The organism is Ramlibacter sp. (genome assembly GCF_036676645.1).
Lineage (GTDB): Bacteria > Pseudomonadota > Gammaproteobacteria > Burkholderiales > Burkholderiaceae_C > Ramlibacter.
The window spans coordinates 1-20,514 of the sequence record NZ_JAKFCM010000007.1; the positions used below are offsets into that span (position 1 = coordinate 1).

The following is a 20,514-nucleotide window of genomic DNA, read 5'->3' on the forward strand; positions in this document are numbered from 1 at the left end:
GCCGAACTTGGTCGACAGGATCGTCGTGATCGCCGCCGTCAGCGTCGTCTTGCCGTGGTCCACGTGGCCGATCGTGCCCACGTTCACGTGCGGCTTGGTGCGCTCGAATTTACCTTTTGCCATTTTTCGCCTTCCGAAACATCGAATGACCTGGGGATGGACCAGCGAGCATGCGAGCTGCCCCGTCCCCTCCGACTAACCAACAACTAACCTGGTGCCCTTGGCGGGAATCGGACCCGCGACCTCTCCCTTACCAAGGGAGTGCTCTACCACTGAGCCACAAGGGCGAAATTCTTCTCGCCGACGCAAGCCGATCGGTGGAGCGGGAGACGGGAATCGAACCCGCGTCATTAGCTTGGAAGGCTAAGGTTCTACCATTGAACTACTCCCGCATCGGGCGTGGTTCCAAGGCCCCTGGCGGTGCCCGACGGCCGAGCCGGCGGACGCTCCTTCTTCGCTGCCACTTTCGATCTCTTGCATACTCGCCGGGCTTCTCATCGAAGCCTGGTGGAGGAGGTTGGATTCGAACCAACGTAGGCGTAAGCCAACAGATTTACAGTCTGCCCCCTTTAGCCACTCGGGCACCCCTCCGGCGAACCGCGGAATATACCATGTTTGAGGCGCCCAACCCCTGCTTTTACACTGCGCCAATGCGGCCCGGCACCGATCAGGTGAAGAAACCCGGATGCCCGCGGGCGGCAAGCCACTCGCGCGCCTGGGCGAAGTGGCCGCAGCCGAGGAAAGGCACGGGCGGCCGGGCCGCCGACAGGGGCGAGGGGTGGTTGGCCTGCAACAGCAGCGCCTCGCGGCCGTGCGCCTCGGCGGTGCGGGCGATCAGCCCGGCCTTGGCCTGGGCGTGCGCACCCCAGAGCAGGTAGGCGCAGGGCGTCGCGGTTGCCGCCACCAGCGCCAGCACCTCATCCGTTAGCATTTCCCAGCCCTTGCGTGCGTGGCTGCCGGGCTGGCCATCCTCGACCGTCAGTGCAGCGTTGAGCATCAGCACCCCCTGCTCGGCCCAGTGCACCAGCGAGCCGCTGGGCGGCTGGGGCCGCCCGCTGCCGCAGCCCAGTTCCTTGAAGATGTTGCGCAGCGACGGCGGGATCTTCACGCCCGCCGGCACGGAGAAGGCCAGCCCTTCGGCCTGGCCGGCGCCATGGTAGGGGTCCTGACCCAGGATGACGGCGTGCACGCGGTCCAGGGGCGTGGTCTCCAGGGCCCGCAGGGGGCGCGGAGGGTAGATGGTCGCGCCGGCCGCGAGGCGTTCGCGCAGGAAGGCGGACAGCTTGCGTCCGGCGTCCCCCGCGAAAAAACGATCGACCACCGGCTGCCAGCCCGGCGCCAGTTCGATGGCCGACGGATCCCAGCCCGGCAGCCGTGCCGCGGCCGGCGCCGGCAGCGGCAGCGCCGCCTGGAGGTGCGCGCTCACTGGCCGAACAGCGCCGCCAGCGCCTCGCCAGGCTCCGGTGCCCGCATGAAAGCCTCCCCGACCAGGAAAGCATGCACGCCGGCCGACCGCATGCGCTGCACGTCGGCGGGCGCCAGGATGCCCGATTCGGTGACCAGCAGCCGGTCGCCCGGCACCTGCGGCAGCAGCGCCAGCGTGGTGTCGAGCGATACCTCGAAGCTGCGCAGGTTGCGGTTGTTGATCCCCACCAGCGGCGTGGGGAGCTTGAGGGCCCGCTCCAGCTCCGCCCCGTCATGGACCTCGACCAGCACCGCCATGTCCAGGCCGTGCGCGATCCGCTCCAGCTCGGCCATGAGCCCGTCGTCCAGGCAGGCGGCGATCAGCAGGATGCAGTCGGCGCCCATCGCGCGCGACTCGTAGACCTGGTACGGATCGACCACGAAGTCCTTGCGCAGCACCGGCAGGTCGCAGGAGGCGCGCGCCTGCTTCAGGTAGTCGGGCCGGCCCTGGAAGAACTGGCGATCGGTCAGCACCGACAGGCAGGCCGCGCCATGTGCGGCATAGCTCTGGGCGATGTCGGCCGGCACGAAGTCGGGGCGCAGCAGGCCCTTGCTGGGGCTGGCCTTCTTGATCTCGGCAATGACGGCGCTCGCGCCCGCGGCGATCCGGCGCCGCAACGCGCCTTCGAAGTCGCGCGTGAGGACACGGCTTTCCGCATCCGCGCGCACCGCCTCGAGGGGCAGCCTCTTCCTGGCCGCGGCGATCTCCTCGCGCTTGACGGCAACGATCTTCTCGAGGATGTCCATGCGTTCAGGCGCCGAGCCGGCGCGACAGGGTCACCAGGCTCTCGAGCCTGGCCTTGGCCGCACCCGAAGCGATGGCCTCGCGGGCGCGGGCGATGCCGTCGGCCATGCCGGCCACCACATTGGCCGCGTAGAGCGCCACGCCGGCGTTGAACACCACGATGTCGCTCGCCGCCCCCGGCTGCCCGTCCAGCACGCCCAGCAGCATGGCGCGCGACTGCTCGGGCGTCTCCACCTTCAGCGCCCGGTTGCTGGCCATCGGCAGCCCGAAGTCTTCCGGGTGGATCTCGTATTCCGACACCTGGCCGTCCTTCAGTTCGCCGACCATGGTGGCGGCGCCCAGGCTCACCTCGTCCATGCCGTCGCGCCCGTACACCACCAGGGCATGCTCGGCACCCAGCCGCTGCAGGGCGCGCACCTGGATGCCGACCAGGTCGGGGTGGAACACGCCCATCAGGATGTTCGGCGCGCCGGCCGGGTTGGTCAGCGGACCCAGGATGTTGAAGATGGTGCGCACGCCCAGTTCCTTGCGCACCGGCGCCACGTTCTTCATGGCCGGGTGGTGGTTGGGCGCGAACATGAAGCCGATGCCCACCTCCTGCACGCAGCGGGCGATGGCTTCGGGCGCCAGGTTGATCTGCACGCCCAGGCTCTCCAGCACGTCGGCGCTGCCCGACTTGCTGCTGACGCTGCGCCCGCCGTGCTTGCTGACCTTGGCGCCTGCCGCCGCGGCAACGAACATCGAGCAGGTCGAGATGTTGAAGGTGTGCGAGCCGTCCCCGCCGGTGCCCACGATGTCGACCAGGTGCGTGCGGTCGGCAATGTGGACCTTGGTGGAGAACTCGCGCATCACCTCGGCCGCGGCGGTGATCTCGCCGATGGTTTCCTTCTTCACGCGCAGGCCGGTGATGAGCGCGGCCGTCATGACCGGCGACAGCTCGCCGCTCATGATGAGGCGCACGATCTTGAGCATCTCGTCATGGAAGATCTCGCGGTGCTCGATGGTGCGCTGCAGCGCTTCCTGGGGGGTGATGGACATGGGGGTTCCTGAGGGGCTAGGGGCTAGGGGCTAGGGGCTAGGGGCTAGGAGCTAGGGGCTAGGGGCTAGGGGCTAGGGCTTGGGGGCGGCGGTCAGGCGGCGCGGGGCGCCTCGGTCAGGGCCAGCCGGATCCCGAAGGCGAGGAACATCAGGCCGGCGGCACGGTCCAGCCAGTGCAGGCGGCGCTGGATGGCCTGCCGGCGCGCCATCCAGGCCGCCGCGAACGCCCAGCCGCTGTTGACGGGGATGCTGTTGAGGTTGAACAGGATGCCCAGCGCCACGAACGCAAGGGCCTTGTGCGGCGCATCGGGCGCGATGAACTGCGGCACGAAGGCCAGGAAGAAGATCGCGACCTTGGGGTTGAGCACGTTGGTCCAGAAGCCGCCGAGGAACACGGCGCGCAGGCCGGCTGGCTGCGCGCTGGCCAGCGCCGCGAGGTCGGTGGAGGCCTGCGGCGCCCGGGCGAGCAGCAGGCGCGCGCCGATCCACAGGAGGTAGGCGGCGCCCGTCCATTTCAGGACGGTGAACGCCGTGGCCGAAGCGGCCAGCAGCGCGCCGACGCCGACGGCCGCCGCGAACACGTGCACGAAGCACCCGGCGGTGATGCCCAGGCCGGCCACGACGCCGGCGCGCACGCCGGATCGCAGCGCATGGCTGACGATGTAGAGCACGTCCGGCCCCGGCGTCAGGTTGAGCAGCCAGCCGGCGGCGATGAAGATCAGCAGGTGCTGCAGGTCCGGCATGGCGTGCCTCAGCCGGCCAGGAAGCGGCGGATCGCGGCGGCCGCGCGGTCCACGCCGGCCTCGTCCACGTCCAGGTGGGTGACGAAGCGCAGGCGGTACAGGCCGGTGGCCAGGATGCCCTCGGACTCCAACGCCCCCAGCAGCTCCGCCGAGCGATCGCGCGCCGGCCCCAGCAGGTCGGCGAAGACGATGTTGGTCTGCGGGGGCTCGACCCGCAGGCCTTCGATTCCGGCCAGGCCTTGCGCCAGTCGCCGCGCCAGCGCGTGGTCGTCGGCCAGCCGCTCGACGTGGTGCTCCAGCGCATGCGAGGCCGCGGCGGCCAGCAGCCCGGCCTGCCGCATGGCGCCGCCGGCCATCTTGCGCACGCGCCGCGCGCGCGCGATCAGCTCGCGGGAGCCGCACAGGGCCGAGCCGGCCGGGGCACCCAGGCCCTTGCTGAAGCAGACCGACACCGTATCGAAGTGCCCGGCGATGCGGCGCGCGACCGCGCGCGCATCGCCGCCTTCGCCCGCCACGGCGACGGCCGCATTGAACAGGCGGGCGCCATCGAGGTGGGTCGCCAGCCCCTTGGCGCGCGCCAGCGCCGTTGCCTGTTGCAGGTAGTCCATGGGGATCACCTGGCCGCCCAGCGTGTTCTCCAGCGCCAGCAAGCGGGTGCGGGCGAAATGCGGGTCGTCCGGCTTGATCGCCGCCTCGATCGCCGCCAGCGCCAGGGTGCCGTCCGGCTGGTGCTCCAGCGGCTGCGGCTGCACGCTGCCGAACACCGCCGCGCCGCCGCCCTCCCAGCGATAGCAGTGCTGCTGCTGGCCGACCACGTACTCGTCGCCGCGCTGGCAGTGCGCCAGCACGGCGCACAGGTTCGACTGGGTGCCCGTCGGCACGAACAGCGCCGCCTCGAAGCCCAGCAGCGAGGCGATCTGCTCCTGCAGCGCATTCACGGCGGGATCGTCGCCGAAGACGTCGTCGCCCAGGGGCGCCGCCAGCATGGCCCGGCGCATGGCCCCGGTGGGCCGGGTGACGGTGTCGCTGCGGAGGTCGACGAGGTTCATGCGGCCTGCTCCAGGAAGTTCTTCAGCATCGCGTGCCCGTGCTCGGTGAGGATGGACTCCGGGTGGAACTGGACGCCCTGCACGGCGAGTTCGCGATGGCGCACGCCCATGATCTCGCCATCGTCGGTGCGCGCGGTGACCTGCAGCTCCGCAGGGCAGCTCGCGCGCTCGATGGCCAGCGAGTGGTAGCGATTCACCGTGAAGCGCTCCGGCAGGCCGGCGAAGACGCCTTCGCGCGTGGTGGTGATCGCGCTGGTCTTGCCGTGCATCAACTGCGCGGCGCGCACGACGCGCCCGCCGAAGGCGGCTCCTATGCTCTGGTGCCCCAGGCACACGCCCAGGATCGGCAGCTTGCCGGCGAAGTGGCGGATGGCCTCGACCGAAATGCCCGCCTCCGCGGGAGAGCAGGGCCCCGGCGAGACCAGCAACCGGTCGGGCGCGCGTGCCGCCACGCCCTCCACCGTGATCTCGTCGTTGCGGAACACCTCCACCTGCGCCCCCAGTTCGCCCAGGTACTGGACGAGGTTGTAGGTGAAGCTGTCGTAGTTGTCGATCACCAGGACTTTCATTCCAGCCCCTCCTCGACCAGCTCCGACGCGCGCAGCAGGGCCCGCGCCTTGGCTTCGGTTTCCTTCCATTCCAGCTCGGGCACCGAGTCGGCGACCACGCCGGCCGCGGCCTGCACGTACAGGGTCTGGTCCTTGACGATGCCGGTGCGGATGGCGATGGCCACGTCCATGTCGCCGGCATAGCTGAGGTAGCCGCAGGCGCCGCCGTAGAGGCCGCGCTTGCTCGGCTCGAGCTGGTCGATCAGTTCCATCGCATGCACCTTGGGCGCGCCGGTCAGCGTGCCGGCCGGAAAGGTGGCCTTGAGCACGTCGATGCTGTCCATGCCCGGCTCCAGCAGCCCCTCGACGTTGCTGACGATGTGCATCACGTGGCTGTAGCGCTCGACGGCGAAGGCCTCGGTCACCTTCACGCTGCCGACCCGGGCGATGCGGCCGATGTCGTTGCGCGCCAGGTCGATCAGCATCACGTGCTCGGCGCGCTCCTTGGGGTCGTTGACCAGCTCCTGCTCGATCGCCTTGTCCTGCTCCGGCGTGGCGCCGCGCGGCCGGGTGCCGGCCAGCGGGCGGATCGTGATCTTGCGGCCCTGCTCCACCTGCTCCTGCCGCACCAGGATCTCCGGCGAGGCGCCCACCACCTGGAAGTCGCCGAAGTCGTAGTAGTACATGTAGGGGCTGGGATTGAGCGAGCGCAGCGCGCGGTACAGCGACAGCGGCGACTCGGTGTAGCGCTTCTTGATGCGCTGGCCCACCTGCACCTGCATGAAGTCGCCCGCGGCTATCAGCTCCTTGGCGCGCTCCACCGCCTTCAGGTAGTCGGCCTTGGCGAACTCGCGCTCGGCGGGGAAGCTGGCCGACGGACGCACCGGCGGCGCGCTGACCGAGTACTTGAGCTGTTCCTTCAGTTCGCGCAGGCGCTTCTTGCCGGTGCCGAAGGCCTCGGGGCGGCCCGGGTCGGCATAGACGATCAGGTACAGCTTGCCCGACAGGTTGTCGATGACCGCCAGTTCCTCGCACTGCAGCAGCAGGATGTCCGGGCAGCCCAGCGTATCGGGCGGGCAGGAAGCCTGCAGCCTCTTCTCGATGTGGCGCACCACGTCGTAGCCGAAGTAGCCGGCCAGCCCGCCGCAAAAGCGCGGCAGGCCGGGCCGCAGCGCCACCTTGAAGCGCTGCTGGTAGGCAGCGACGAAGTCCAGCGGGTTGCCGCGGACACGCTCCACCACTTCGCCGTCCGTCACCACTTCCGTGACGGCATCGGCGCCGAAGCCGCCGGCCCGCAGCAGCGTGCGCGCCGGCAGGCCGATGAAGCTGTAGCGGCCGAACCGCTCGCCGCCGACGACGGACTCCAGCAGGAAGCTGTGCCGGCCGTTGCCGCGCCCGTGGGCCAGCTTCAGGTACAGCGACAGCGGGGTTTCGAGGTCGGCGAACGCCTCCGCAATGAGGGGGATGCGGTTGTAGCCCTGGGATGCAAGGCTCTTGAACTCGAGTTCGGTGATCACGGGATGAGCCTCCACAAGCTCGCGCGGCCACGGGCCGCTTTCCATTTCGGGGGTCCCAGCGGGTGGGACGGCGGGGGCACGGGGGTGCCCCGTGCAGGTCAGGAACGCACGTCGACAGGCTTGCGCCAGGGCCAGGCTCCCCGGCCGAAGCAACCTGTCAGGATGGTGCGGTGGATGGACATCGCGGCCGAGTGTAGCAAAGCCCTTTCGCTGGCGAAAACCCCTGTTGCCCCTCGCCGGCGCATTCGCAACAATCGGTAACTCAAAACGAACGGTCGTTCTTTTCCAAGGAGATTGCCATGAAGGTCTTCCGATCGCTCGCCGCCGCGATGGCTGCCATCGCCGTCTGCGCCGCCGCGCAGGCCGAACCCGTGACCCTGTCGGGCGTGAAGTACGAGGACGCCAGCGAACTGCGCGGGGCGAAGCTGCAGCTCAATGGCGCCGGGGTGCGCTACAAGGCGGTCTTCAAGGTCTACACCGCCGGGCTGTACCTGCCGAAGAAGGCCAGCACGCCCGAGGAAGTGCTGGCGATGCCCGGTGCCAAGCGGCTGAGCATCACCATGCTGCGCGAGATCGATTCGGCCGAGCTGGGCAAGCTGTTCTCGCGCGGCATGGAAGACAACATGGACAGGACCGCCTTCTCCAAGCTGATCCCGGGGGTGGTCCGCATGAGCCAGATCTTCAGCGACCATAAGAAGCTCAACCCGGGCGAAAGCTTCATGATCGACTGGGTCCCCGGCACCGGCGCGATCGTGACCGTCAAGGGCGTTGCGCAGGGCGAGCCGTTCAAGGAACCGGAGTTCTTCAACGCCCTGCTGCGCATCTGGCTCGGCCCCAGCCCGGCCGACTGGAAGCTCAAGGATGCCCTGCTGGGCAAGGCGGGCTAGAGCCAGGCGCCGACCCCGGCCAGCGAGTCGAGGAAGCCGTCGGCATCGGCCGACCGCACCGGCTGGCCGTGGTTGTACCCATAGCTGACCAGCACCACCGGGCAGCCGGCCGCGCGCGCGGCCGCGGCGTCGTTGACCGAGTCGCCGATGACCAGCGTGCGTGCCGGTGCCGCACCGAGCACCCGGCAGGCCTCCAGCAGCGGCAGCGGATCGGGCTTCCTGCGCTCGAACGCGTCGCCGCCGAACACCTGCCCGAAGAAGGCAAGCAGGCCCTTTTGCCGCAACAGCTCGCGGGCGAACCCGGTCGGCTTGTTGGTGACGCAGGCCAGCCTCAAGCCGGCATCGCGCAGCGCCCGCAGGCCCTGCTCGGCGCCCGGGTAGGCCGTCGCGTGCCGGCCGTTGACCTTGCCGTAGTGGCGCTGGTAGGCCGTCCACGCGGCTTCGTAGAGCGCGTCGGCGCCGCCGGCTTCGCGCAGGGCCGAACGCACCAGGTGTTCGGAACCCTTGCCGACCAGCCGTTCGACGGTGGCGGCGGGCAGGGCCGGCAGCGAGAGTTCGGCCAGCGCGCCGTTCAAGGCGACCACGAAGTCGCCCAGCGTGTCGACCAGGGTGCCGTCCAGGTCGACGATGGCGGCTTGCAATCCGGTGAAGCGGGACATGCAGCGAGTGTGCCGCAAGGCGGCAGCGCCCCGGCTCAGGCGGGCCCGGCATCGAGCTGGGGCCGTCCCCAATGCCGGTGCCGGGCCATCGCGGCGATGAACGCCTGCGCCAGCGGCACGCGGCCGGCAGGCTCGCCCTTGGCGACGAGCACGCCGTGGGCCGGCGTCGACCCCGCCTCGGCGCCGGCGAGCCGCAGCAACTGCGCCGCCTCGCCGATCAGGCAGATCGGCTTGCAGTGGCGATAGGCCTCCAGCAGGAACTGCACCGCGCGGCCGTCCTGCGCCAGCGCCTGCGCGTGCACGGCGCCCCCGGGCACCAGCACCGCGTCGAAGCCCAGCGAGGATGTCGTCAGCAGGCAGCGATCCACCGGCAGCTGCTGCCCCGAGGACGTGGACACCACGCCCATGTGGGCGGCGACCACCTTGACGCTCACCTGCTGCTCGGCGAGCGCCTGCTGGATGATCTTGAGGGCGCCGATCTCCACCCCTGCCGCGGCCAGCACCGCGACCCGGCGCGTCGCCAGCGGGCTGTCCGCCGACTCGATGCTGAGCGAGGGCGAGGCTTCCACCGGCGGGCGCTCGCGCCGCTCGCGAAAGCCCGCCCGACCGGCGGCCGCCCGGCCGTCCGCCACCAGCCCCAGCGGCTCGGCCACCTTGCGGGCCAGCCGCGCATCCACGTGCGCCAGGTTGTCGACCACGCGCTGGCGGATCGCCGCCGTCTCGACACGGGACAGCTCGAACTGGAAGGCGCAGACCATGTGGTCCTTCTCGGCCGCGCCCTGGCTGTTCCAGAACAGGGTGGCATGGCTGAAATGGTCCTCGAAGCCGGCGCTGCGGCGGCGCTGCTTGGGCGAGTCGATCGCCTCCGGGTGGCTGCGGAAGCCCTGCTGGCCGCCGTCGACGCGGAACTCCGCGCCGCTGGCCAGCGTATTGGGTTCATACGCCACCGCACCGCGCGCGATGGCCGTGCGGTGCCGGCCGTCGCGCTGGAAGGTGTGGAAGGGGCAGACGGGGCGGTTGATCGGCAACTCGTGGAAATTGGGCCCGCCCAGTCTCCCGAGCTGGCTGTCCAGGTAGGCAAACAGGCGTCCCTGCAGCAGCGGGTCGCTGCTGAAATCGATGCCCGGCACCAGGTGCGCCGGATTGAAGGCCACCTGCTCGGACTCGCAGAAGAAGTTCTCGGGATTGCGGTTGAGCACCAGCTTGCCGACCCACTGCACCGGCGCCAGTTCTTCCGGCAGCAGCTTGGTGCAGTCCAGCAGGTCGACGCCCAGGGCATCGGCCTTGGCCTCCTCCACCAGCTGCACGCCGAGCTCCCACTCCGGGAAGGCGCCCTGGTCGATCGCTTCCCAAAGGTCGCGCCGGTGGAAATCGGGGTCCTCCCCGGCCAGCCGCCGCGCCTCGTCCCAGGCGAGCGCGTGGCACCCCAGGCGCGGGCGCCAGCGGAACTTGACGAAATGGGTGGCGCCGTGCGCGTTCACGAAGCGGAACGTGTGCACGCCGAAGCCTTCCATCATGCGCCAGCTGCGCGGCAGCGCACGGTCGGACATCAGCCACATCAGCGCGTGGGTGGTCTCCGGCGCGAGCGAGACGAAATCCCAGAAGCTGTCGTGCGCGCTGGACGCCTGCGGCATGCCGTGGTGCGGCTCGGGCCGCAGCGCATGCACGAAGTCGGGGAACTTCATCGCGTCCTGCACGAAGTACACGGGCGCGCTCGCGCCCACCAGGTCGTAGTTGCCTGCGCGGGTATAGAACTTGACCGCGAACCCGCGCAGGTCGCGCACGGTGTCGGCCGAACCGCGCTCGCCGCTCATGCCGCAAAAGCGCGCGAACACCGGCGTGCGCAGGCCGGCTTCCTGCAGGAAATCGGCGCTCGTGAAGGGGCGCAGCGTCTTGTACACCTCGAAATAGCCGTGCGCGCCGGCGCCGCGCGCCCCGACCACCCGCTCCGGGATGCGCTCGTGGTCGAAGTGGGTGAGCTTCTCGCGCAGCTGGAAGTCCTCCAGCAGCGTCGGCCCACGCGCCCCGGCGCGCAGCGAGTTGTGGTTGTCCGGAACCACCACCCCCTGGCTGGTGGTGAGCATGCCCTCGGCCGGCTGGACGAAGGCGTCCAGCTGCTTGTGCTTGGCGCTGCCGCCGTCGGCGGTGCGGGTTCTGCGCTGCGCGTCCGCTCGGGACTGGGCCATGGATGTTCCTGGATGCGGCATCCGCGCAGGGGCGCAGGTGCGCGCCGTTGGCGGGGATCAGGTGTCGAGATCGAGGGCGGCTTCGATGGTGTTCACCAGCACGGCCAGCGCGACCGCAGCCACGGCGGCGGCGGCGCACCACACCAGCCAGTCCGGCATTGCTGCGATCACTTCCATGGCTCGCTCCTTCGGTGCACGCGTCCGCATTCGGAAGGCCCCACTCTGCCAAGCTCATGGGGAGTGGCCCGTAGCCCGGCAGCGGGCGAGTTTGTCCGACACCGCAGCTGCTTCGGGTAGGAGCGCGCCGACAGCCCATGGGCTACAGGGTTGACGCGAGCGGTCCTACTGCGCCTGCGTCCCGAGGCTGCGAGCATGGCCGCATGCCGATGCAAGGAGTAGCGCGATGTCCCGACGGATGACCAGGGCGACCGAACCGGGCGGCGACCCGCCCGAGCCAGGCACCAAGGGTGGCAACACCACCCTGGTGCAGGGCGAGACCCAGCACCGCGTCCCGCGGATGCCGCACGAGCGCGACGAGTCGGCCGACGGACAGGCCCGCATGGAGCCGTCCAACCGCCGGGTGGGCGAGCGGGCCCATGCGGACGCGCAGCGCGGCGTGGCCGACACCACCCGGGGCGCCGAACTCGACGCCGCCTACGGCAAGCTGCGCAAGGAACCGCCGGGCCGTGCCAGCAAGCCGCGCTGACCGGATCAGCCGGCCAGCGCGTGCCGCATGGCGGCGATGACGCCGGCGTAGTCCGGCTGGCCGAAGATCGCGCTGCCGGCGACGAAGGTGTCGGCGCCGGCAGCGGCCACCCGGGCGATGTTGTCGGCCTTGATGCCGCCGTCCACCTCGAGCCGGATGTCCTTGCCGCACGCGTCGATGCGGCGGCGCGCCAGCTCGATCTTGCGCAGGGCCGAGTCGATGAAGCCCTGGCCGCCAAACCCCGGGTTGACGCTCATGACGAGGACGAGGTCGATGTCCTCGATCAGCCAGTCCAGCACGTCCAGCGGTGCCGCCGGGTTGAACACCAGCCCGGCCTTGCAGCCGCTCGCCTTGATCGCCTGCACGCTGCGGTGCGCGTGCGGCGTGGCGTCCGGATGGAAGCTGATGTAGTCGGCGCCCGCCTGGGCGAACGCCTGGGCCAGCGCGTCGACCGGCTGCACCATCAGGTGCACGTCCACCGGCACCGGCGTGCCGTCGGCGCGGCGCGCATGCGGCTTGAGCGCAGCGCACACCATCGGGCCGAAGGTGAGGTTGGGGACGTAGTGGTTGTCCATGACGTCGAAGTGGATCCAGTCGGCGCCGGCGGCGACGACGTCGTGCACCTCCTGGCCGAGGCGGGCGAAATCGGCCGACAGGATGGACGGTGCGATGCGGTGCGGCGTGCTCATGGACGGGATTCTCGCAAACGGCTCCCTGCCGGGTACCATCGGCCGATGGCGCGGCACCAGTTCCGAGTGGAGGTCCAGCCCGACTACCTGCCCGAGCAATCGGCGCCGGAGGAGGGCGTCTTCAGCTTCTCCTACACCATCACCATCACCAATGCCGGTGAGGTGGCGGCGCAGCTCATCTCGCGCCACTGGGTGATCACCGACGCCACCGGCGAGGTGCAGGAAGTCAGGGGCCTGGGCGTGGTGGGCCACCAGCCGCTGCTGCAGCCCGGCCAGTCGTTCCAGTACACCAGCGGCTGCCGGCTGCGCACGCCCAGCGGCACCATGCAGGGCAGCTACTTCTGCGTGGCCGAGGACGGCGAGCGCTTCGACACGGCGATCGAGCCCTTCCTGCTGGACGACGGCCGCCGGCGCGTGCTGCACTGAACGCAGCGATTGTTTTTTCTCCGGGAGACGAATGAACGAGATTTCGGCGTTCTGGGGCGAATGGCTGCGGCCGTCCGCCGGCCTGCCCATCGTGCACTGGTCGCTGCTGCTGGCCGTGGCCGCGGCGGCCGGCCACTTGGTGCATCGCCACCTGGCGCTGCCCAAGGTGGTGGGCTATTCGGCCATCGGCGCCCTCGCCGGCCTGTCCGGCTTCCCCGGCGCCGCCTGGCCGCTGGAAGGCATCGGCCTGTTCCTGCTGGAGCTGGGCGTGTCGGTGGTGCTGTTCGAGACGGCCGGGCGCATCGCGCTGCGCTGGTTCCGCCACAACCCCATGGTGCTGCTGCAAAGCCTGCTGGAGGCGGTGCTGACCTACGCGGCCGTGTACTTCACGCTGCGCTGGCTGGACGTGCGGCCATCGGTCGCCGATGCGCTGGCCCTGGTGGCGATCGCCTCCTCGCCGGCCGTGCTCAGTCGCGTGTTCGGCGACATGCGCGCGGCCGGTCCGGTGACCGAACGCGTGATCGTGCTGGCCACGCTCGGCGCCCTGTACGCGCTCACGCTGGTGGCCGGCCGGGCCAGCCTCATGCACAGCGAGGAGACCCGGCTGCTCGCGCTGCTGTTCCCGGTGGCGGTGGTGCTCGGCATTTCCGTGGTGGTGGGCGCCGGCCTGGCACTGGTGCTGCGGACCGCCCTGCGCTTCATGAGCCCGACCAGCGAGAACACCTCCATCCTGCTGATCACCAGCATCGCCGCCGGCACGGCGCTGGCCTCGCACTTCGGCGGCTCCGCGCCGCTGGCGGCGCTGCTGGCCGGGCTGCTGCTCAAGCAGCTCAACCCGCGGCCCTGGGCCTGGCCGCGCCAGCTCGGCACCGCCGCCTCGCTGCTGGTGATGCTGAGCTTCGTGCTGGTGTCGGTGGTGGCGGCCCAGGCCGACTGGAATCCGGCGGTCGCCGGCCTGGTGCTGGCGCTGGTGGCCTCGCGCGGGCTGGCCAAGGTGTTCGGCCTGCTGGTCGCCAACCCGGGCAGCGGCACCAGTTGGAAACAGGCGCTGATGACCGGCGCCGCGATGTCGCCGATGTCCTCGCTGGCGCTGCTGCTGGTGGCGCAGTTCACCGCGGCCTCGCCGTCGCTGGGCCCGCGCATCGCCAGCATCGCCCTGCCGGCGATCCTGCTGGTGGAGGTGCTGGGCGCCATCCTCGCCACTTTCGTGATCCAGCGCGCCGGCGAAGGCTCGCGCCCCGAACCGACGGCGGGCGTGCCCGGCAGCGGGGTGCAGCGTGCGTGAGCCGGTGCTCAACGAGCCCGGAACGGCGGCCGCCGCGCCGCACGACACACCGGTGCTGGAGCCGTTCCGCCAGTCGGCGCCGCTGACGCTCGGGGTGGAGCTGGAGCTGCAGCTGGTCAACACGCACGACTACGACCTGGCGCCCTACTCCGACGAGATGCTGCGCCTGATGCGCAAGAGGGAGTTGCCCGGCTCGGTGGTGCCGGAGATGACCTCGAGCATGATCGAGATCTCCACCGGCGTGTGCGAGTCCACCGCCCACGTGCTGGGCGAGCTGAGCCAGCTGCGCGATGCACTGGTGCGCTGCGCCGACAAGCTCAACATCGCGGTGGTGGGCGGCGGCACCCACCCGTTCCAGCAGTGGCACCAGCAGCGCATCTACGACCGGCCGCGCTTTCGCGAACTGTCCGAGCTGTACGGCTACCTGTCCAAGCAGTTCACCATCTTCGGCCAGCACGTGCACGTGGGCTGCCCGGGCGCCGACGAGGCGCTGCTGATGCTGCACCGGATGTCGCGCTACATCCCGCATTTCATCGCGCTGTCGGCGTCCTCGCCGTACGTCCAGGGGCAGGACACGCAGTTCGATTCGGCGCGGCTGAACTCGGTGTTCGCCTTCCCGATGTCGGGGCGCGCGCCGTTCACGCTGTCGTGGGAGGGTTTCGACGCCTTCTTCACCAAGACCACCCGCACCGGCGTGGTCAAGAGCATGAAGGACTTCTACTGGGACATCCGGCCCAAGCCCGAGTACGGCACGATCGAGATCCGGGTGTTCGACACGCCGCTGACCATCGAGCGCGCCGCGGCGCTGGCCGGACTGGTGCAGTCGCTCGCCTCGTGGTTCATCCACGAGCAGCCGTTCATGCCGGCCGAGGACGACTACATGGTCTACACCTACAACCGCTTCCAGGCCTGCCGCTTCGGGCTGGAGGCGGTGTACGTGGACCCGGTCAGCGGCCGCCACATGCCGCTGCGCGAGCACATCCGGCTGACGCTGCAGCAGGTCGCGCCCCACGCGCAGCGGCTGGGGGCCTGGCCGGCGATCGAACAGCTCGTGCAGGACGCGGCCAAGGGCCTGAACGACGCCCGCTGGCTGCGCCAGCAGCAGGTGCGCGAGCGCCTGCTCGCCGAGGTGGTGCGCCAGGCGGGCGAGCGCTTCAAGGGCCGCTAGCGGCCGGGCGCGCCGCCACCCGGGTCAGCCGACGACTCGGCCCACGTCCACGATGTACATCTGCCGGTCGCCCTGGTGGACCGAATCGATGCACACCCGGCGGCCGTCCCGGCTCCAGCGTGGATGCAGGTCGCAGCGGTTCTCCTTGCTGAGGCGCGGGTCGGCGTAGAAGCTGCCGAGGTCGTGCCGCACGCCGGCATCGACGTCGTAGAGGAACAGGATGCGCTCGTGCGTCGCCGGGTCCGGATAGGTGTCGCTCAGCAGCCAACGCTTGTCCACCGGCGAGAACGTCATGTGCCCGTTCTCGGTGAGCACGGGGGCGCCGATCGGCCGCACCGTCCCGCCATCGGCGTCCTCGTACAGCTGGTAGTGGATCGCGCCCGCGTGCGGGGCCCAGACGACGATCTCCCGGTCGGTGCGCCACAGCGGGTGCGAGATCTGGTATTCGGACTTCTCGTAGTCGAAGGTGCCGACGGCCGACGGATCGAAGTCGGCGGCCAGCTGCGGCAGCGGATGGTCCGAGCACTCGAGCAGGCGCAGGTCCGAACCGTCGGGGTTCATGGTGACCAGGCGGTGCAGGAAGCAGGTCTCGTCTTCCACCCGCTCGGTCCAGCGGTGCAGGAACAGCACGCGCGAGGACGCCGGGTTGATCTCGATGTGGCTGACCCAGTGGATCGCCCGCTCCATGGACGCGCGCGGATGGAATTCGCGCAGCTGCCGGTAGCTGACCACCAGCCGGGCGTGGCCGCTGGCCAGGTCCATCCAGCGGATGCCGTCGTCGGCCGGCGCCAGCGCCAGCTCGAACGGGCCGCCCTGTTCGCTGTAGCCGATGGTCTCGTGCGTGACGTACAGCCGCCGGTAGTCCACGCACAGCGCGTAGCGGCTGTCGGGCGCCACCACGTAGACCGGCAGCGGGAGCTCGCGCCGCTGGCCGCTGTGCGCGTCCACGATCACGCTGCCGAAGCCCGGGTAGGGGCCGCCGGCTGCGTCGCGCCGCTCGTTGAAGACCAGCTTCAGCCCATCGGCGCCATCCAGCCACTGCAGCTGGCTGCCCATCTGCCAGTTCCAGGCGCGGGTCTCGGCCACGCGCACGAAGCGATCGCCGTCCGCCAGGTCGAAGAAGCCGATGCCGGCCACCCGCTCGGGTGTCAGCCGGACATCGTGCCAGGGCACCTGCTGCGCGAGCAGGTAGCGCCCGCTGCGGTCCCAGTTGGTCTTGTTGTAGTAGCCGAAGAAGTGGTGCTGGCGGCCGTCGCCCACCCGCCGCACCGGACAGGGCGTCTTCACGATCTGATGCATTTCAATTCTCCGTGGCGATCGTCGACAGCCACGCCGCGGCAAAGCGAACGGGGTCAATCCGGCGCCGTCGCGGAACCGGCGTTGCCAGGCCGCTGGCGCTCCTCGAGGGGCGTGGCGCTTCGCCGGCGATCCGGTTCAATCCGCTGCCAGCCCTGCCTTCTGGATGACGGCGTCCCAGCGCTGCTTCTCCGCCGCGATGAACCTGGTTGCCGCCTCGCGACTGCTGGCCACCGGCGCCATGCCCTGGGCGGCCAGCGCCTCCACGAACTCGGGGCTGGTGATGATCTTGCGAATGTCCGCGCTCAGGCGATCGGCGATCGCATCGGGCACCTTGGCGCCGACGGCCACGGTCGTCCAGGAGGTCGCCTCGAAGCCGGGCAGGCCGGACTCGGCCACCGTGGGCACCTCGGGCAGCGCCGCCGAGCGCGCCTTGCCGGTCACGGCCAGCGCCTTGAGCTTGCCGGCCCGCACGTGGGGCAGCGTGGTGGGCGGGTTCTCGAACATCAGCTGGATCTGCCCGCCCAGCAGGTCGTTCATCGCGGCGGAGCTGCCCTTGTAGGGCACGTGCGTCATCGGCGCGTCGGCACTGAACCGGAACAGCTCGCCAATCATGTGGACCGAGGAGCCGATGCCGGCCGAGCCGAAGTTCAGCGCGCCCGACTGCCGGCGCGCGAGCGCCACCAGTTCCTTGACGCCCGCGGCCGGCACCGCCGGGTTGGCGACGATCACGTGCGGCATCTCGGCCAGCACCGTGAGCACCTTGAAGTCGGTCGCCGGGTTGTAGGGCAGCTTCTTGTAGACGCCGTAGGTGGCGTGCAGCCCGATCGAGCCGAGCATCAGGGTGTAGCCGTCGGCCGGCGCGTCCACCACGGCCTTGCCGCCGATGTGGCCGCCGGCGCCGGGCCGGTTGTCCACCACCACGGACTGCTTGTACAGGCGCGCCAGCCGCTCCGCCAGCATCCGGCCCTGCACGTCGGAGCTGCCGCCGGCCGTGAACGGCACGACGATGCGCAGTCCGCGGTTGGGGAAGTCCGGCTGCGCGAGCGCCGGCAGGGGGGCCGCGGCGATCGCGGCGAGGGCGGCGGCGGCCCGGACGAAGCCGCGGCGGCTGGGGCGAGAGTTCATGGGTGCTCCTCGGTCGGGCCCCGCCAATGGGAGCCGTTCGACAAAGTCTAGGTTGCGGGGGGTCATCCATAAAATGCTTTCTGCCCAGCACCCTATGCAACACTGATATACGAGGAGCCGCTTGACCCGCGCACTCAACTTCCGCCAGATCCAGGCCTTCCGCGCGGTCATGCAGACCGGGACCACCACGGCGGCGGCGACCGTGCTGCACACCACCCAGCCCTCGGTCAGCCGCCTGCTGGCGCAGATGGCCTCCGCCACCGGGCTGAAGCTGTTCGAGCCCGAGCGCGGCCGGCTACGCCCCACGCCCGAGGCGCGCGACCTGTTCGAGGAAGTCGAACGCCACTTCCTCGGACTGGGGCGCATCGAGCAGCGGGTGGCGATCCTGCGCCGGGCCGGCGCCGGGGCGCTGCGCATCGGCAGCACCCCGGCGCTGGGCCTGAGCGTGCTGCCGCGCGCGATCGCGGCGCTGCGCCGGCAGCACCCCGAGGTCCACGTCAGCCTGCACACGCACGGCGGGCACCAGCTCTGGGAAGGGCTGCACAACGGCGCCTTCGACCTGGTGCTGTCCACCACGCCGTCCAGCATGGCCCCGGCCTCGGCGACCGCACTGCATCGGGCGGCCGTGGTGTGCGTCATGCACCCGGCGCATCCGCTGGCCGGGCGCCACCGGCTGCACGTGCAGGACCTGCGGCAGCAGACGCTGCTGACGCTGCCCGCCGACGACGACCTGCAGTTGCAGATGCAGCGCCTGCTGCAGGAGCACGGCGCCGATCCGGCCGGCGGGGTGGAGACCACCTATTCGTTCACCATCTGCCGGCTGGCGGCCGAGGGCGTCGGCATCGGCGTGGTGAACCCGTATGTGGCTTCCGTCTTTGCGCGCGACCTGCGGATCGTTCCGCTGCTGCCGCGCCGCGACGTGCAGGTGGTGCTGGGCCATGCCCCGCACCTGGCGCCCTCGCGGATGGCGGATGCCTTCGTGGCGCTGGTGACGGCGGAGTTGAAGCGGATCTGACCCGGCGGCCCTGCCGGCACGGGCGCCGCCGCCGTCCTACAGCCGCGCCGCGGCCCGCCGCCCAGAATGGCGCAGCACCCCCTGCCGCGGGTGCCCTCACGGGAGATTGCCCATGTCGATCATCGGAACCATCGTCGTCGGATTCATCGTCGGGCTGCTGGCCCGCGCCCTGAAGCCGGGCGACGACAAGATGGGGCTCATCATGACCACCCTGCTGGGGATCGCCGGCGCGTTCCTGGCCCGCTATGCGGGCATGGCGCTGGGCTGGTACGGCGAGGGCGAACCGGCCGGCTGGATCGCCTCCATCGTCGGCGCCATCGTGCTGCTGGTGATCTACGGCCTGGTGCGCGGCCGCTCGCACCGCACCTGAGCCGCCCCACCCCTCGCGGCAGCCCGACGGGCGGTTATCCTCGCCCGGACATGGGTGAATTCGAGCTGATCGACCGCTTCTTCCTGCGCCGCGGACGCCCGCCTTCGGCGCAGGTGCCGCTGGGCGTCGGCGACGACTGCGCGCTGCTGGCGCCCTCGCCCGGCCACGAACTGGCCGTCTCGTGCGACATGCTGCTGGAGGGCCGGCATTTCCTGTCGACCGTGGACCCCGAGCGCCTGGGCCACAAGGCGCTGGCCGTGAACCTGAGCGATCTCGCCGCCTGCGGCGCACGGCCGCTGGCGTTCACGCTCGCGCTGGCGCTGCCGGCGGCCGACGAGCCCTGGCTGGCGGCGTTCGCGCGCGGCCTGTTCGCGCTGGCCGATGCCCACGGATGCGAACTCGCCGGCGGCGACACCACGCGCGGCCCGCTCGCCATCTGCATCACGGTATTCGGCGAAGTGCCGCGCGGGCAGGCGCTGCTGCGCTCCGGGGCCAGGGCCGGCGACGACCTCTGGGCGAGTGGCACGCTGGGCGACGCGCGCCTGGCGCTGGAAGTGTTCCGCGGCAAGGTGTCGCTGCCGCCCTCGCTGTTCGAGGCGGCACGCGAGCGCCTGGAGCGGCCGACCCCACGGGTGGCCCTGGGGCAGGCCCTGCGCGGCGTCGCGTCGGCTGCGATCGACGTCAGCGATGGCCTGCTGGGCGACCTGGGCCACGTGCTGCGGCGCTCCGGTGCCGGTGCCACGCTCGACACCTCCGCCACGCTGGAACTGCTGGCGGCCCGCCGGCACGCCGCCGGCGGCGAGGGCCTGCCCGACGCCCGGCTGCAGCTCGATTGCGTGCTGGCCGGCGGCGACGACTACGAACTGGTCTTCACCGCGCCGCCGGACCGCCGCGCGGCGGTGCAAGCCGCCGCCGCGGCCAGCGCCACGCCGGTCAGCCGCATCGGCCGCATCGAAGCCGAGCCCGGCCTGCGCCTGCTCGACGCCGACGGCCGCGCGCTGCCGGGCCAGTACCGCTCCTGGGACCATTTCGCCTGAGGGGAGGCGCTGTCGACGGGCCGGCCGCACCGGCCGTTGTGGATTTCGCATGCACCGTCTCGCACTCCTCCTGCTGGCGCTGTGGCTGCCGGCCACGGCGCTGCCGCAGCCGCGCAGCTACCGGGCCACCGTGGTGCATGTCACCGACGGCGACTCGGTGAGGGTGCGTCCCGCCTGGGGCGGCCCGGCCATCCCGGTGCGCATCCAGGGCATCGACGCGCCCGAGATCTGCCAGCCGTTCGGCGTGCACGCACGGTCGACCCTGCAGCAGCGCCTGCTGCGCCAGACGGTGACGGTGCAGGAGCGCGGCCGCGACGACTACCAGCGCACGCTGGCGCGCCTGCAGTGGTCGGGGCAGGACGTCGGCAGCTGGCTGGTGTCCAGCGGGCTGGCCTGGTCCTATCGCTATCGCCGCAACCCGGGGCCCTATGCACGGCTGCAGTCGCTGGCCCGCCAGGCACGCCGCGGCTTGTGGGCCGAACGCCGGCCGATCGAGCCGGCGCGCTTCCGCAAGCTGCACGGCAGTTGCGAGGCGCACGAGGCGCGCTGAGCGCGCTT

General features: G+C 70.9%; 22 protein-coding genes and 3 tRNA genes. 9 read left to right on the top strand and 16 right to left on the bottom strand.

Going from position 1 to position 20,514, the window contains the following annotated elements; all coding sequences use genetic code 11:
• The 11 genes from V6M57_RS00425 to trpE all read right to left on the bottom strand — a co-directional run.
• Positions 1-123, bottom strand: a 123-nt coding sequence (locus V6M57_RS00425; protein ID WP_233202605.1) for a GTP-binding protein, incomplete at its 3' end; no start/stop codon positions are given.
• 89 nt (positions 124-212) lie between these two features.
• A tRNA-Thr gene (locus tag V6M57_RS00430) sits at positions 213-287 on the bottom strand.
• 31 nt (positions 288-318) lie between these two features.
• Positions 319-392: transfer RNA gene (locus V6M57_RS00435), tRNA-Gly, on the bottom strand.
• A 113-nt stretch (positions 393-505) separates the two neighbouring features.
• A tRNA-Tyr gene (locus V6M57_RS00440) sits at positions 506-591 on the bottom strand.
• Positions 592-667: 76 nt separating this feature from the next.
• Positions 668-1,426 (bottom strand): uracil-DNA glycosylase, encoded by a 759-nt coding sequence (locus V6M57_RS00445; RefSeq protein ID WP_442968763.1) that lies wholly within the window; start codon positions 1,424-1,426, stop codon positions 668-670.
• A complete protein-coding gene (gene trpC, locus V6M57_RS00450) occupies positions 1,423-2,211 on the bottom strand; it encodes an indole-3-glycerol phosphate synthase TrpC (RefSeq protein ID WP_332813000.1) in 789 nt (262 codons plus the stop codon). Before trpC ends, V6M57_RS00445 begins: the two co-directional genes overlap by 4 nt.
• Positions 2,212-2,215: 4 nt before the next feature.
• Entirely contained in the window at positions 2,216-3,247 is a 1,032-nt protein-coding gene (trpD, locus tag V6M57_RS00455) for an anthranilate phosphoribosyltransferase (RefSeq protein ID WP_332813001.1), read from the bottom strand.
• 92 nt (positions 3,248-3,339) lie between these two features.
• Positions 3,340-3,990 (bottom strand): LysE family translocator, encoded by a 651-nt coding sequence (locus V6M57_RS00460; protein ID WP_332813002.1) that lies wholly within the window; start codon positions 3,988-3,990, stop codon positions 3,340-3,342.
• Between the two features lie 8 nt (positions 3,991-3,998).
• Entirely contained in the window at positions 3,999-5,039 is a 1,041-nt protein-coding gene (gene ltaE / locus V6M57_RS00465) for a low-specificity L-threonine aldolase (RefSeq protein WP_332813003.1), read from the bottom strand.
• A complete protein-coding gene (locus V6M57_RS00470) occupies positions 5,036-5,608 on the bottom strand; it encodes an anthranilate synthase component II (RefSeq protein ID WP_332813004.1) in 573 nt (190 codons plus the stop codon). Before V6M57_RS00470 ends, ltaE begins: the two co-directional genes overlap by 4 nt.
• Positions 5,605-7,104 carry an anthranilate synthase component I gene (gene trpE / locus V6M57_RS00475; protein WP_332813005.1) on the bottom strand — a complete coding sequence of 500 codons (1,500 nt, stop codon included), beginning with the start codon at positions 7,102-7,104 and terminating at the stop codon, positions 5,605-5,607. Before trpE ends, V6M57_RS00470 begins: the two co-directional genes overlap by 4 nt.
• 299 nt (positions 7,105-7,403) lie before the next feature.
• On the opposite strand from trpE, the gene V6M57_RS00480 reads away from it, so the two are divergent.
• Entirely contained in the window at positions 7,404-7,991 is a 588-nt protein-coding gene (locus V6M57_RS00480) for a chalcone isomerase family protein (RefSeq protein ID WP_332813006.1), read from the top strand.
• On the opposite strand, the gene gph is transcribed toward V6M57_RS00480, so the two are convergent.
• Both gph and V6M57_RS00490 read right to left on the bottom strand, forming a co-directional pair.
• Positions 7,988-8,650, bottom strand: a complete 663-nt coding sequence (gene gph / locus V6M57_RS00485) for a phosphoglycolate phosphatase (protein WP_332813007.1) — start codon at positions 8,648-8,650, stop codon at positions 7,988-7,990. The genes V6M57_RS00480 and gph overlap by 4 nt on opposite strands.
• 35 nt (positions 8,651-8,685) lie before the next feature.
• Positions 8,686-10,836, bottom strand: a complete 2,151-nt coding sequence (locus tag V6M57_RS00490) for a catalase (RefSeq protein WP_332813008.1) — start codon at positions 10,834-10,836, stop codon at positions 8,686-8,688.
• 403 nt (positions 10,837-11,239) lie between these two features.
• On the opposite strand from V6M57_RS00490, the gene V6M57_RS00495 reads away from it, so the two are divergent.
• A complete protein-coding gene (locus tag V6M57_RS00495; RefSeq protein WP_332813009.1) occupies positions 11,240-11,542 on the top strand; it encodes a hypothetical protein in 303 nt (100 codons plus the stop codon).
• 5 nt (positions 11,543-11,547) lie between these two features.
• On the opposite strand, the gene rpe is transcribed toward V6M57_RS00495, so the two are convergent.
• On the bottom strand, positions 11,548-12,231 hold the full coding sequence (gene rpe / locus V6M57_RS00500) for a ribulose-phosphate 3-epimerase (protein WP_332813010.1): 684 nt from the start codon (positions 12,229-12,231) through the stop codon (positions 11,548-11,550).
• Positions 12,232-12,276: 45 nt separating this feature from the next.
• Here rpe and apaG point away from each other — a divergent pair, with 45 nt between their 5' ends.
• From apaG to V6M57_RS00515, 3 genes are read left to right on the top strand one after another with little or no spacing between them, the layout of a single operon-like run.
• Entirely contained in the window at positions 12,277-12,657 is a 381-nt protein-coding gene (gene apaG / locus V6M57_RS00505) for a Co2+/Mg2+ efflux protein ApaG (RefSeq protein WP_332813011.1), read from the top strand.
• A 31-nt stretch (positions 12,658-12,688) separates the two neighbouring features.
• Positions 12,689-13,942 (top strand): cation:proton antiporter, encoded by a 1,254-nt coding sequence (locus V6M57_RS00510; RefSeq protein ID WP_332813012.1) that lies wholly within the window; start codon positions 12,689-12,691, stop codon positions 13,940-13,942.
• Positions 13,943-13,994: 52 nt separating this feature from the next.
• Complete coding sequence (locus V6M57_RS00515; protein ID WP_332813084.1) at positions 13,995-15,110, top strand: YbdK family carboxylate-amine ligase; 1,116 nt, start codon at positions 13,995-13,997, stop codon at positions 15,108-15,110.
• Positions 15,111-15,134: 24 nt separating this feature from the next.
• Here the strand turns inward: V6M57_RS00515 and V6M57_RS00520 are convergent, their stop codons facing one another.
• Both V6M57_RS00520 and V6M57_RS00525 read right to left on the bottom strand, forming a co-directional pair.
• Positions 15,135-16,409 carry a hypothetical protein gene (locus tag V6M57_RS00520; protein ID WP_332813013.1) on the bottom strand — a complete coding sequence of 425 codons (1,275 nt, stop codon included), beginning with the start codon at positions 16,407-16,409 and terminating at the stop codon, positions 15,135-15,137.
• Positions 16,410-16,544: 135 nt separating this feature from the next.
• On the bottom strand, positions 16,545-17,534 hold the full coding sequence (locus tag V6M57_RS00525) for a Bug family tripartite tricarboxylate transporter substrate binding protein (protein ID WP_332813014.1): 990 nt from the start codon (positions 17,532-17,534) through the stop codon (positions 16,545-16,547).
• Positions 17,535-17,655: 121 nt separating this feature from the next.
• Between V6M57_RS00525 and V6M57_RS00530 the strand changes: the two genes are divergently transcribed.
• The 4 genes from V6M57_RS00530 (at position 17,656) to V6M57_RS00545 (ending at position 20,506) form a co-directional block, all read left to right on the top strand.
• A complete protein-coding gene (locus V6M57_RS00530) occupies positions 17,656-18,549 on the top strand; it encodes a LysR substrate-binding domain-containing protein (protein WP_332813015.1) in 894 nt (297 codons plus the stop codon).
• Between the two features lie 112 nt (positions 18,550-18,661).
• The gene (locus V6M57_RS00535) at positions 18,662-18,919 is read left to right on the top strand and encodes a GlsB/YeaQ/YmgE family stress response membrane protein (protein WP_332813016.1); all 258 of its coding nucleotides are present in this window, start codon (positions 18,662-18,664) and stop codon (positions 18,917-18,919) included.
• A 50-nt stretch (positions 18,920-18,969) separates the two neighbouring features.
• Entirely contained in the window at positions 18,970-19,956 is a 987-nt protein-coding gene (gene thiL / locus V6M57_RS00540; RefSeq protein WP_332813017.1) for a thiamine-phosphate kinase, read from the top strand.
• 49 nt (positions 19,957-20,005) lie between these two features.
• Positions 20,006-20,506 (top strand): thermonuclease family protein, encoded by a 501-nt coding sequence (locus V6M57_RS00545; protein WP_332813018.1) that lies wholly within the window; start codon positions 20,006-20,008, stop codon positions 20,504-20,506.
• Positions 20,507-20,514: the final 8 nt, after the last annotated feature.